The 12,577-nt window shown below is 61.2% G+C and carries 9 protein-coding genes and 2 pseudogenes; 5 read left to right on the plus strand and 6 right to left on the minus strand.

The features are described from left to right. Positions 1 to 245: 245 nt before the first annotated feature. The 5 genes from uvrD to ACF2JD_RS17680 all read right to left on the minus strand — a co-directional run bounded on the left by uvrD (position 246) and on the right by ACF2JD_RS17680 (position 4,504). A complete protein-coding gene (uvrD, locus tag ACF2JD_RS17660) occupies positions 246 to 2,417 on the minus strand; it encodes a DNA helicase II (protein ID WP_440987878.1) in 2,172 nt (723 codons plus the stop codon). Positions 2,418 to 2,485: 68 nt separating this feature from the next. Next, complete coding sequence (locus tag ACF2JD_RS17665; RefSeq protein WP_111913271.1) at positions 2,486 to 2,932, minus strand: hypothetical protein; 447 nt, start codon at positions 2,930 to 2,932, stop codon at positions 2,486 to 2,488. A 19-nt stretch (positions 2,933 to 2,951) separates the two neighbouring features. Further along, the gene (locus ACF2JD_RS17670; RefSeq protein WP_440987879.1) at positions 2,952 to 3,935 is read right to left on the minus strand and encodes a hypothetical protein; all 984 of its coding nucleotides are present in this window, start codon (positions 3,933 to 3,935) and stop codon (positions 2,952 to 2,954) included. 18 nt (positions 3,936 to 3,953) lie between these two features. After that, a complete protein-coding gene (locus ACF2JD_RS17675) occupies positions 3,954 to 4,316 on the minus strand; it encodes a hypothetical protein (RefSeq protein ID WP_440987880.1) in 363 nt (120 codons plus the stop codon). Positions 4,317 to 4,381: 65 nt separating this feature from the next. Continuing rightward, on the minus strand, positions 4,382 to 4,504 hold the full coding sequence (locus tag ACF2JD_RS17680) for a hypothetical protein (RefSeq protein WP_440987881.1): 123 nt from the start codon (positions 4,502 to 4,504) through the stop codon (positions 4,382 to 4,384). A gap of 972 nt (positions 4,505 to 5,476) precedes the next feature. Between ACF2JD_RS17680 and ACF2JD_RS17685 the strand changes: the two genes are divergently transcribed. The 4 genes and pseudogenes from ACF2JD_RS17685 (at position 5,477) to ACF2JD_RS17700 (ending at position 10,337) form a co-directional block, all read left to right on the plus strand. Further along, the gene (locus ACF2JD_RS17685) at positions 5,477 to 6,475 is read left to right on the plus strand and encodes a BMP family lipoprotein (RefSeq protein ID WP_042648471.1); all 999 of its coding nucleotides are present in this window, start codon (positions 5,477 to 5,479) and stop codon (positions 6,473 to 6,475) included. Positions 6,476 to 6,572: 97 nt separating this feature from the next. Then, positions 6,573 to 8,120, plus strand: a pseudogene (locus tag ACF2JD_RS17690) (ABC transporter ATP-binding protein); the annotation flags it as partial. Between the two features lie 16 nt (positions 8,121 to 8,136). Beyond that, positions 8,137 to 9,257 (plus strand): annotated as a pseudogene (locus tag ACF2JD_RS17695) (ABC transporter permease). A 114-nt stretch (positions 9,258 to 9,371) separates the two neighbouring features. After that, positions 9,372 to 10,337 (plus strand): ABC transporter permease, encoded by a 966-nt coding sequence (locus ACF2JD_RS17700; protein ID WP_025325295.1) that lies wholly within the window; start codon positions 9,372 to 9,374, stop codon positions 10,335 to 10,337. A 58-nt stretch (positions 10,338 to 10,395) separates the two neighbouring features. On the opposite strand, the gene ACF2JD_RS17705 is transcribed toward ACF2JD_RS17700, so the two are convergent. After that, complete coding sequence (locus ACF2JD_RS17705) at positions 10,396 to 11,301, minus strand: LysR substrate-binding domain-containing protein (protein ID WP_025325293.1); 906 nt, start codon at positions 11,299 to 11,301, stop codon at positions 10,396 to 10,398. Between the two features lie 119 nt (positions 11,302 to 11,420). Between ACF2JD_RS17705 and ACF2JD_RS17710 the strand changes: the two genes are divergently transcribed. Continuing rightward, complete coding sequence (locus ACF2JD_RS17710; protein WP_440987882.1) at positions 11,421 to 12,548, plus strand: S-(hydroxymethyl)glutathione dehydrogenase/class III alcohol dehydrogenase; 1,128 nt, start codon at positions 11,421 to 11,423, stop codon at positions 12,546 to 12,548. Positions 12,549 to 12,577 lie beyond the last annotated feature (29 nt).

Here is a 12,577-nt window from a genome sequence, read left to right on the forward strand (position 1 = left end):
ATTGGCGGGGGTGGCCTTTCTTTTGGTGACTTTTCTTTGGCCACGCAAAGAAAAGTTACTCGCCCAAGCCCGAAGGGCGGGCGAAACCCTGTCGAGGGCCACGCCCTCGCGTCCTGCACGGCGCCAGCCGTGCCATCAGCAAGCGCCCCCTCATCCCCAACCCTTCTCCCGCAAGGGGAGAAGGAGGCAAAAACTATCTCGGGGATGATCCCCTCTCCCGTTGGGAGAGGGTCAGGGTGAGGGGATTAAAGCGCCTCCAATCTCGCGTAAGCAGTGACGAGCCACTTGGCGCCGACCTCGTCGAACTGGATCTGCACCCGGCTCTGCTGGCCGACCCCTTCGAAGTTGAGTACCACCCCTTCCCCGAATTTCGGATGGAGCACCCGCTGGCCGAGCTTGATGCCGCTGGCGTCGAAGCTCTGCTGCACCTCGTTCTGGCTGAAGCGGCCGTACTGGGTGGGTCGGCTGACCTGGGTGCGCAGCCGGATCTCTTCCAGACACTCGGCGGGCATCTCGCGGATAAAGCGGCTCGGCTTGTGGAACATCTCGCGGCCGTAGATGCGGCGGCTCTCGGCATAACAGATGTAGAGCTTCTCCATGGCGCGGGTCATGCCGACGTAACAGAGGCGGCGCTCCTCTTCCAGCCGGCCCGACTCCTCGGTGGATTGCTGGCTGGGGAACATGCCCTCTTCCACGCCGACCAGCAGCACCAGGGGGAACTCCAGCCCCTTGGCGCTGTGCAAGGTCATCAGCTGCACCGCATCGGCGTACTCGTCCGCCTGATTCTCGCCGGATTCCAGCGCCGCGTGGGCGAGGAAGGCGGAGAGATCGCTCATGTCTTCCAGCTCGTCCGGGCGCTGGTACTGGCGACAAGCGGTGACCAGTTCGTCCAGGTTCTCTACCCGCGCCTGGGATTTCTCGCCCTTCTCCGCCAGATACATCGCCTTGAGGCCGGAATTCTGGATGGCGATATCGGCCTGCTGGTGCAGGGGCAGCATGCCAACCTGCTCTTCCAGGGCATCGATGAGATCCACAAAGCCGCGCACCGCATTGCCGGCGCGGCCGGTCAGCACCTTGTCGTTGAGCAGCGTCTTGGCCGACTGCCAGAGGTTTTGCCCCTGATCCCGGGCGTTGTTGCGCAATATCTCCAGGGTGCGATCGCCTATGCCCCGGGTCGGGGTGTTGACCACCCGCTCGAAGCTGGCGTCGTCGCCCCTGTTGTTGATAAGGCGCAGGTAGGCCATGGCGTCCTTGATTTCCTGGCGCTCGAAGAAGCGCAGGCCGCCGTAGATGCGATAGGGCATGGCGTCCTGCATCAGCGCCTCTTCCAGCACTCGGGACTGGGCGTTGGAGCGATAGAGGATGGCGCAGTCGGCGAGCAGGCCGCCCTTCTCCTTCCAATCCTTGAGACGGCCGACCACGAAGCGCGCCTCGTCCACCTCGTTGAAGGCGGCATAGAGGGAAATGGGATCCCCTTCTGCCCCCTCGGTCCACAGCTCCTTGCCGAGCCGCTCCGAGTTGTTGGCGATGACGCAGTTGGCGGCCTTGAGGATATTGGCGGTGGAGCGGTAGTTCTGCTCCAGGCGTATGGTCTCGGCCCCCTGATAGTCGGTCAGGAAGCGCTGGATGTTCTCTATCTTGGCGCCGCGCCAGCCGTAGATGGACTGGTCATCGTCACCGACGATCATCACCTTGCCGGACTCCCCTGCCAGCATCCGCAGCCAGGCGTACTGGATGCCGTTGGTGTCCTGAAACTCGTCCACCAGTATGTTCTGGAAGCGGTCACGGTAGTGCTCGAGGATATGGGGCTTGTTCAGCCACAGCTCGTGGGCGCGCAGCAAGAGTTCGGCAAAGTCCACCAGCCCGGAGCGATCGCAGGTCTCCTGATAGGTCTTGTAGATCTGCTGATAGGTGCGGGTGACGGGGTCGCCGTAGAGATCGATGTCGCCGGGGCGCAGCCCCTCGTCCTTCTTGCCGTTGATGTAGCCCATCACGGCGCGGGGGGCCCAGTGCTTCTCGTCGAGGTTGAGCGCCTTGAGCACCCGGCGGATGAGACGATACTGGTCGTCGGAGTCGAGGATCTGGAAGTCCTGGGGCAGGCCCGCATCCAGATGGTGGGCCCGCAGCAAGCGGTGGGCGATGCCGTGGAAGGTGCCTATCCACATGCCGCGCACCCCGTCCCCTATCACCTTCTCGACCCGGCCGCGCATCTCGGCCGCCGCCTTGTTGGTAAAGGTCACGGCGATGATGGAGAAGGGTGAGCAACGCTCCACCTGCATCAGCCAGGCGATGCGGTGCACCAGCACCCGTGTCTTGCCCGAGCCGGCGCCTGCCAGCACCAGCAGATTGCTGCGAGGGGCCGCCACCGCGTCTCTTTGCTTGTCGTTGAGCCCGTCGAGCAGGGTTGAAACGTCCATCACCACTCCTGTTTATTTATACAGGCGGCGATTATACGGCCTGAGCGGCCAGAGACCAACCGGCAGGATCAACGAAGGGGGCGGTGATAGTTCCGATATTGGCCCAACACATCACCGGAGAAGCTCAATAACATGGCGCGTGGTGCATCCAACACCTGATGGACAGGGTCAAAACGAAGGGAGGCTGCGTGCAAACGGCCTTCAGGCAAGGTCACTTCCGTGCCCCCCATCATGAGCTGGCCATCCTGATAATACCCATGCTGGAAGTGCACTATGGCGGCATCCACCATCAAGGTGCCCTGTTTCAACTGCAGTGACTCACGTTGCATTTCTCGCAACGCAAAGAGACTGGACAATGACGGACGCCCGCTGGGCATCCGCTGCAAGTATTCGCGGGTGATCAATTGATATTGCAACTGACCCTGACGATCGAAGACACGCTCCCGATAATCCTTGTAGCGTGCCAACATACCGGCAGCTTGCGCCGCCGGCATCTGCAAAAAGAGCGCTCCCAACAGGAGCGCTTTGCATTGTTTACAGCTGATCGGCACAGCTGACCTTGTTGCCATCCAGATCGGTACAGGAGACGAAGACCTTGTCAAAGGTCGAACCGGCCAGCGGCGTCATCCGGGTTGACCAGTCATAGCTCACACCCTTGGCATAGATGGTGGTGTAGCTGTTATCAGGTTCCTGCATCCAGCCAATGTACTCCAATGCACCGCGATCGCTCTCGGCAAGTGCCTTGAACTCGTCGCTCGAGATGAGACACATGGGCATACCCATTGCCTTGGACAACTCGGCATCCCGCTCGCCCACAGAACCAGCGCAGGCGCCCGCCACCTTGATGGTCACATCACTGCGATCCAGCATCTCATCGAAGAACGGCAACACATTGATGTTGTACTTCACCCCTACGTCCTGAGGCTCCCAACTCATGCCAGTGTTGACGTACTCGGTCTCGGTATCTTCCCACTGGATAGTGGCCACCTTGCCCGAGAAATGGTCGGCCAGCTGCTTCAGGGTCGCGGCATTGGCATCGATCTCCTCCTGGGTCAGCGACTCGTCCAACTTGCTCTGATCGATGGTCAGTGCGATGGCCACTGCATCCTTCAACTGCGTCTTGGCCTTGTCCAGACGAGACTTGGCATCGTCGGTCAAACGGAAGAAGTCGGCATGATTCACCAGGTAGTCCGGCTCGATATCCAGCTGACTGAACTGAGCCTTGAAGGTGTTGGCGCTCTCTTCATAAGTGGTGCTGGGCTGCATGCCCCAGGACTGTTTGATGTGCATGCGCGGCAAGGTCACCTCTTCTTCCTGGGTGGCATAGGCATTGTCCGGACCGTACTGGTAGGAGGCGGCAATATTGAGTGCCGATGCCATCGCCATCGCCGAGGCCCGCAGGGCCTTGGCACCGTCGAAGTTGAGGGTGACAGACTCGTCATCACCATAGGTTGAGCTGTAACCCGGGTCCTGGATATCGGCCAGGGTGGCGGGCGACCTTGTCCATACTATCGGCATAGGCCCCCATCAGCTGGGCTACGTCACGGGTATATCCTTTGCTACCTTTGAAAGGCCACGGAGCGGTGCCCGGGTGTGGATAATGACATCGATCACTTTAGCCAGGTTGGTGCTGTAATTAACGCCCATCTCAGAAGAGGTAAAGCCTAAGCGTTCTGCAACAACAGGGTCGTTGGTTACTTCGAGCATGGCCAGCATGGCCAGCACTATCTGGCGATCGGTTTTGCCAGTGTCTGTGGTCTCGGCCTGCAGCGTGCTCTTTGTACTCCTGAGCTTATCTTCGACATCCAGGGTTTTCAGGTCGGTCAGCGCCTGCAGATCGGAGAGTACCTTGTCGACTGCAACTGAGCGGCCATTGATCGCTGCCAGCGTGGCATTCATATGTGCTCGCGGCGGCCAGAGATCGACGGCCTTTTTGTCGAGCTGTGCCTGTTTCAGCGCTTCATTCAGGCTGGTGTTGAAAGCGTCATCGCTTTCAAAACGATGGTATTGCCCAGTTGCGCAATGTGCATCTTGTCGAGGGTGATGCCATTTTCTGGATTGCTGTCGCTGTCCATGCGTTGCAGCAAGGCGGCAATGCGAATCGCTCGATCTCCTTGTCGTCACCGGCCAGGGTGTATGGCGTCACCAGCGAGTTGCCAGCCTTGAGGGTCACCTGGTTTCCCAAGCTGGTTACCCAGTGCGAAGGACAGGTGTCACCGTCATTAAAGAGGAACTGGCCTTGCTCATTGGTTAACGCGCTGTAATTGCCACACTGATAGTCGACCTGCTACCGCACTATCAATAAAGGTGGCTGTCAACGCAGGTTTGGTGGCGTTTCCACCATTGCCACTGTTATTGCCATTATCTGTGCTGGCACCGTCGCCACCACCGGACAGCACGCAAGCTGGATAACGCCCATACCTCAGCCACGTTTTTTTTCATTTTTATTTCCTGAAACAAATGCAAAAATCACCGGCACCTGGCTGGGGAAGTCAGAATGGGTGGCATAACGTACTGATATGAAAAAGCCCAATTGATGTTTTTGTTAGTTTCATTTTCCATATGCGGCGGGTGTGGTCATATGGTTTTCACTAACGACAACCGCATATGAATTGTGAGCTTGCTCAACCTGGTGGAAGTGGGGGCTGATTGTTGGTTAGGGAATGTTGACTGGAGAGTATGGAGAAAGGGTTTGTGAGCGTTGGCCCCACTCACCAGCTGCAGCCAATCCTTGATCGCGCGGTTTGTGGGGATTTTGGAGCCGGATCACGGGCTTGCCGGGGGGCTTTGAATCGTCAGAGGAAAACGCTTTACAGTAACCTTATGAACAATAACAGAAATGTCGTTTGGCACTTTTATTAATCAGCATTTAACTCTGCAAACAAACCTAAAAACAAACACTTATAAAGCAATTTGCTTATATTTCAAACCGTTAACGCAAACGTTTTTCCTCTATGATCCCCTTGACCCACAGGCTGGCTCACTTACAGTTAGCCAGCGTGCTTTATGACCTGCCAAGACAGGTTGTGGACCCTCACATAACAATCAAGGATACGATCGTGACTAAAGTGCTCAAGCTGGCCACCGTGGCCGCCCTCACCCTCGCTGCCCTTTCTGCCCAGGCAGCCTCCGAGCCCGCCGTCATCTATGACACCGCAGGCAAATTCGACAAGTCCTTCAACGAAGCCGTGTTCCGCAACGGCGTCGAAGTCTACAACAAGGACAAAGGCGTCAAGGTCAAGGAGTTCGAGCCCCAGAACGAAGCCCAGCGCGAGCAGGGCCTGCGTCGTCTGGCCAGCCGTGGCAACGGCCCCATAGTCGCCGTCGGCTTCAACATGGGTTCTGCGGTAGAGAAGGTTGCCACCGAGTTCCCGAACACCCAGTTCACCATCATCGACATGGTGGTCGACAAGCCGAACGTCCAGTCCCTCATCTTCAAGGAGCATGAAGGCTCCTTCCTGGTGGGTGCCCTGGCGGCCATCGCCTCCAAGACCGGCAAGGTCGGCTTCGTGGGCGGCATGGACATCCCGCTGATCCGCAAGTTCCAGTGCGGCTATGAGCAGGGCGCCAAGTACATCAATCCGAAGATCGACGTCTATCAGAACATGACCGGCTCCACCCCGGCCGCCTTCGCCGACCCGGCCAAGGGTGCCGAACTGGCCAAGTCCCAGTTCGCCAAGGGCGCCGACGTTGTCTATGCCGCCGCCGGCGGTACCGGCATAGGTGTCTACCAGGCTGCCAAGGACGAAGGCAAGCTGGCCATCGGCGTGGATTCCAACCAGAACCACCTGCAACCGGGCACCATGCTGACCTCCATGGTCAAGTCGGTCGGTCTGGCCGCGTACAAGAGCTGGGATGATTCCGCCAAGGGCAGCTGGAAGCCGGGTATCCAGTCCCTGGGTCTGGCCGAAGGCGGTGTTGACTGGGCGCTGGACGAGAACAACGCCAAGCTGATCACCCCGGAGATGAAAGCCAAGGTCGAAAGCATCAAGGCCGACATCATCGCCGGCAAGATCAAGGTGCACGACTACATGAGCGACAACTCCTGCAAGTACTGATACTGCGAGTACTGAGTCTCTGCTACGACTCTCAACCCAGACCGGCCCGCACGGGCCGGTTTTTAGTCTCTACTTCATGACCCGCAAGGACTGCATCATGGACCAGACAGATCGCTATGCCATCGAATTAAGAGGTATCGATAAGCGGTTCGGCGAAGTGTACGCCAACAAGCAGATCGACCTTCAGGTTCAAAAAGGCAGCATTCACGGCATAGTCGGCGAAAATGGCGCCGGCAAGTCGACCCTGATGAGCATCATCTACGGCTTCTATCACGCCGACAAAGGCGAGATGCTCATCGACGGCAACCCCTTCAAACCCCATGGCTCACAAGATGCGATCGCCGCAGGCGTGGGCATGGTGCACCAGCACTTTATGCTGGTGAACAACTTCACCGTGCTGGAGAACGTCATCCTCGGCGCGGAAAACGGCTGGCACCTGGGCAAGAGCCTGGCGGCGGCCGAGAAACTGCTCGGCGAGCTGGCCCGGGACTATGGTCTCGAGGTGCCGCTGCACGAGAAGATCGAGGATCTGCCGGTGGGCCTGCAACAGCGGGTCGAGATCCTCAAGGCGCTCTATCGCGGCGCCCGCATCCTGATCCTCGACGAACCGACCGGGGTGCTGACCCCGCAAGAGGCGGATCACCTGTTCGAGGTGCTGAAAAAGCTGCGGGATCAGGGCGCGACCATCATCCTCATCACCCACAAGCTGCGGGAAATCCTGGCCATCACGGATCAGGTCTCCATCATGCGCCGGGGCGAGATGGTGGCTCACGTCGCCACCAAGGACACCGACAAGGAGCAGCTCGCCGAGCTGATGGTGGGCCGCAAGGTGCGCCTCAAGGTTGACAAGGGCACAGCCCAGCCGGGCGAGGCCAAGCTCAAGGTCGATGGCCTCTCTTACGTCGATGACGCCGGGGTGGAACGGGTCAAGTCCGTCAGCTTCGCGGTGCGGGCCGGGGAAGTGGTCGGCATCGCCGGGGTCTCAGGCAACGGTCAGTCCGAGCTGCTCAGCCTGCTCGGCGGCATCCTTCAGCCCAGCAAGGGCAGCTTCACCATCTCGGGTGACGCCCAGAGCCACGAGGTGAGCCTGACCCATCCGGCCGATCCGGAGCGGGTACGCAACTTCGGCCTCGGCCACATTCCCGAAGACAGGCACAAGATGGGGCTGATCAATCGCTTCGAGGCGAAAGAGGCCTTCATCCTCGGTTATCACCGCCGCCCCCAATACAACAAGGGCTGGCTGCAGGACAAGGAGGCGATCCGCCAGGATTGCCAGGCCAAGATGGAGAAGTGGGACGTGCGCCCGCCGAGCCCGGAACACAAGACGGCCAACTTCTCCGGCGGCAACCAGCAGAAGCTGGTGATCGCCCGGGAAGTGGAGCAGGACCCGGATGTGCTGCTGGTCGGCCAGCCGACCCGGGGCGTCGACATCGGCGCCATCGAGTACATCCACCAGCAGATCATCGCCATGCGCGACAAGGGCAAGGCGGTGCTGCTGGTGTCGGTGGAGCTCGACGAGATCATGAGCCTGTCTGACCGTATCCTGGTCATCGCCGATGGTCGCATCGTCGGCGAGCTGGACGGTGCCAAGGCGGATGAGCGCACCATAGGTCTTATGATGGCTAACATAGTGCCTGACAGATTGCCAAGGAGGCCCACTGATGAGCCAAGTACGTATTCCTGCCTGGATCTCCGTGGGCGTGCTGCCCGCGGTCAACATCCTGCTGGCCTTCCTGGTGTCGGCCATTTTGTTCTATTACCTCGACATCAACCCGGTCGATGCGGCCGAGATCATGTGGTACGGCGCCTTCGGCACCGGCGAGGGGATAGGCTTCACCCTCTACTACGCCACCGGCTTCATCTTCACCGGTCTGGCGGTGGCGGTGGCCTTCCACGCCGGCCTGTTCAACATAGGCGGTGAGGGCCAGGCCTATATCGGCGGCCTGGGCGTGGGGCTGGTCTGTCTGCTGCTCGGGGACGTGTTGCCGTTCGCGCTCTTGCTGCCGCTCGCCATCATAGCCGGTGGCCTGTTCGGTGCGGCCTGGGCCTTCATCCCGGCCTGGCTGCAAGCCAAGCGGGGCAGCCACATCGTCATCACCACCATAATGTTCAACTTCATCGCCGCCTCCCTGATGGCCTACCTGCTGGTCGACGTCTTCAAGCCGCCAGGATCCATGGCCACGGAGAGCAAGGTGTTCGCCGTGGCGAGCTGGCTGCCGAAGATGAGCGAAAACTGGCGGCCGGTTTCGGTGTGGAGATGCCGAACAGCCCCCTCAACATCAGCTTCGTCTGGGCGCTGATCTGTGCGGCCCTGGTGTGGGTCTTCATCTGGCATACCCGCTGGGGCTACGAGATCCGCTCGGTGGGGGCCAGTCAGAGCGCCTCCGCCTATGCGGGCATCTCCTACCCCAAGGTGGTGATCCTGGCCATGGTGATCTCCGGCATGCTGGCGGGCTTCTTCGCCCTCAACGTGCTGCAGGGTGAGCTGCACCAGATCAAGCTCAACTTCGTGGAAGGCTTCGGCTTCACCGGCATAGCGGTGGCACTGATGGGTCGCAACCACCCGGTCGGCGTCATCATCGCCAGCCTGCTGTTCGGCTTCCTCTATCAGGGTGGCGCCGAGCTCAGCTTCGAGTTCGGGGTGGATCGCAACATAGTGGTGGTGCTGCAGGGTCTGGTGATCCTGTTCTGCGGCGCCCTTGAGCACATGCTGCGTCCGCGCATCGAGCAGGCCTACCTGGCGTTTGCCAACCGCTCAACCGCACAAGTGAAGGGAGTCTGATCATGTTTGAAATGCTGATCCTGATGCTGGACGCAACCATTCGTACAGCGCAGCCCCTGATCCTGGCTGCCATGGATGACAGGAATGTTTTGCGAGCCGAAGGGAGTCCAAGCCATGTTTGAAATGCTGATCCTGATGCTGGACGCCACCATACGTACAGCGCCGCCCCTGATCCTGGCTGCCATGGCGGGCATGTTTTGCGAACGCTCCGGGGTGGTCAACATAGCCCTGGAGGGCAAGCTGCTGGCGGCGGCCTTCGCCAGTGCGGCCGCGGCCGCCGTCTCCGGCTCCGCCTGGATTGGGCTGGGTGCCGGGGTGGGGGTTTCCATCCTGTTCGCCCTGCTGCACGGCTTCGCCACCATCACCCACCGCGGTGATCAGGTGGTGAGCGGCATGGCCATCAACATACTGGCGGCCGGTCTGACCGTCACCCTGGGCCGTTACTGGTTCGATCAAGGCGGCCAGACCCCGGCGCTCTCCGGCGATGCCCGCTTCGCCCCCATCGACCTACCCTTCGCCAAGGAGCTCTATGACGTGCCCGTCATCGGCCAGCTCTACAGCGAGCTCCTGAGCGGTCACTCCCTGCTGGAGTACGTGGCGTTCGCCGCCGTGCCCCTGGCCTGGTGGGTGCTGTTCCGTACCCGCTTCGGCCTGCGGCTGCGGGCGGTGGGCGAGGCCCCGGCGGCGGTGGATACCGCAGGTATCTCTGTGGTGCGGATGCGCTACACGGCGCTCATCATAGGCGGTCTGCTGGCCGGGATCGGGGGCACCTATCTGGCGGTGGCCCAGACCGCCCAGTTCATTCCCAACATGAGCGCGGGCAAGGGCTTCATGGCGCTGGCGGCGCTGGTGTTCGGCAAGTGGCGCCCCTGGAACGCCATGGCGGCCTGTCTGCTGTTCGGCTTCCTCGACGCCGTCGCCATCCGGTTGCAGGGGGTCAGCATCGGCGACTTCCCGATCCCGGTGCAGGCCATAGAGGCGCTGCCCTACATCTTGACGGTCTTCCTGCTGGCCGGCTTCATCGGCAAGGCGGTGGCGCCCAAGGCGCTCGGCACCCCCTACGTCAAGGAACGGGAATAGCACTCCCGCCCAAACAAGAAGGCCCGCACCAGCGGGCCTTCTCTTTTTCGGGGCGGGCTCAGCCGATGGGGCGCACCAGCGCCGGCTGGGCGGGATCGCTGAGCCGCTCGGCCAGATAGTCCACCAGCAGCCGCACCTTGGGGGAGAGGTGGCGGTTGTGGGGATAGAGGGCCCAGATCCCCTCCTGCGGCGCCCGCAGCTCCGGCAGCAGTTCGATAAGCTCCCCCCGAGCCAGGTGCTCGCTCACGTAGTAGTCCGGCAGCTGGATGATGCCAATCCCCTTGAGCGCCGCGTCCAGCAAGGCGTGGCCGCTGTTGCAGTGGAGCAGGCCGCGTACCCGCACGCTGTGGGGTTTACCGTCCAGGGTGAAGTGCCACTCGTCGCCATTGCCCACCAGGCAGTGGTGGCGGGCCAGCTCGGAGAGGCTGTTGGGCATGCCGTGGCGGGCGGTATAGGCGGGGGAGGCACACACATAGGGCACCCGTTGTGCCAGCTTGCGCGCCACCAGGGTCGAGTCCTTGAGGTGGCCGAGGCGGATCGCCAGATCGAACCCCTCGTGCACCAGATCCAGCAACTGGTTGGTGAGGTTGAGGGTCACCTCCAGCTGGGGGAAGCGCACCATGAAGTCGTTCACCAGGGGGGCTATGCGGCTCTCGCCGTAGGAGACGGGGGCCGTGATGCGCAGGGTGCCCTGCGGCACCGCCTGATGGCGCCCCAGTGCCAGCTCCGCCTCGTAGAGGTTGTCCAGCAACTGGCGGCAGTGGCGAAAGTAGATCTCCCCGAGCTCGGTGAGCCGCACCTGGCGGGTGGTGCGCAGCAGCAGCTTGGCCTGCAGCCTGTCTTCCAGCTGCGCCACCTGGCGGCTCACCTGGGCCACCGAGACCCCCAGCTTGCGCGCCGCCGGGGTAAAGCCCCCCTGCTCCGCCACGCTGACAAATTCACAGACCCCTTCCCAGCCGAACATTATTACCTATGTGTAAAAGTGATTTGATACTTAGCCTTATTATCACCAAATCGGCGGGAAACTACACTGAATGTCTGAACCCATTTCCGTTCACCCACACAACCACGAGGACATCATTCATGGCACAGGTTCAAAGCATCAAGTGCAAGGCCGCCATCGCCTGGGGCCCGGGCCAGCCCCTCTCCATCGAAGAGGTGGAGGTCATGCCACCGCAAGCGGGCGAAGTGCGGGTGCGGATCGTCGCCACCGGCGTCTGCCACACCGATGCCTTCACCCTGTCCGGCGAAGATCCGGAAGGGGTCTTCCCCTGTATCCTGGGCCATGAAGGGGGCGGCATAGTCGAGTCCGTCGGCGAGGGCGTCACCAGCGTCAAGGTCGGTGATCACGTGATCCCGCTCTACACCCCGGAATGCGGCGAGTGCAAGTTCTGCAAATCCGGCAAGACCAACCTGTGCCAGAAGATCCGCGCCACCCAGGGCAAGGGGCTGATGCCGGACGGCACCACCCGCTTCTCCAAGGATGGCCAGCCCATCTATCACTACATGGGCACCTCCACCTTCAGCGAATACACTGTGCTGCCCGAGATCTCCATCGCCAAGGTGGACCCGGCCGCCCCGCTGGAAGAGGTCTGCCTGCTCGGCTGCGGCGTCACCACCGGCATAGGCGCCGTGATGAACACAGCCAAGGTCAAAGAGGGTGAGAGCGTCGCCATCTTCGGGCTGGGGGGCATAGGCCTCTCCGCCGTGATCGGCGCCCGCCTGGCCAAGGCCGGCCGCATCATCGCCATCGACATCAACGAGAGCAAGTTCGAGCTGGCCCGCAAGCTCGGCGCCACCGACTGCATCAACCCGAACGATTACGACAAGCCCATCCAGGAGGTGATCGTCGAGATGACCGACGGCGGCGTCGACTTCTCCTTCGAGTGCATCGGCAACGTCAAGGTAATGCGCGCGGCGCTCGAATGCTGCCACAAGGGCTGGGGCGAGTCTGTCATCATAGGGGTGGCCGGTGCCGGTCAGGAGATCAGCACCCGTCCCTTCCAGCTGGTCACAGGCCGGGTCTGGCGCGGCAGCGCCTTCGGCGGGGTGCGCGGTCGCAGCGAACTGCCGAGCTATGTGCAGCGCTACATGCAGCGGGAGTTCCGCCTGGACGACTTCATCACCCACACCATGCCCCTCGAGCAGATCAACGAGGCCTTCGATCTGATGCACGAAGGCAAGAGCATCCGCACCGTCATCCACTACTGATCCCATCACAGCCCCGCCCATCGATGAAT

It is taken from the genome of Aeromonas ichthyocola (genome assembly GCF_046087985.1).
In the GTDB taxonomy this organism is placed as follows: domain Bacteria; phylum Pseudomonadota; class Gammaproteobacteria; order Enterobacterales; family Aeromonadaceae; genus Aeromonas; species Aeromonas rivipollensis.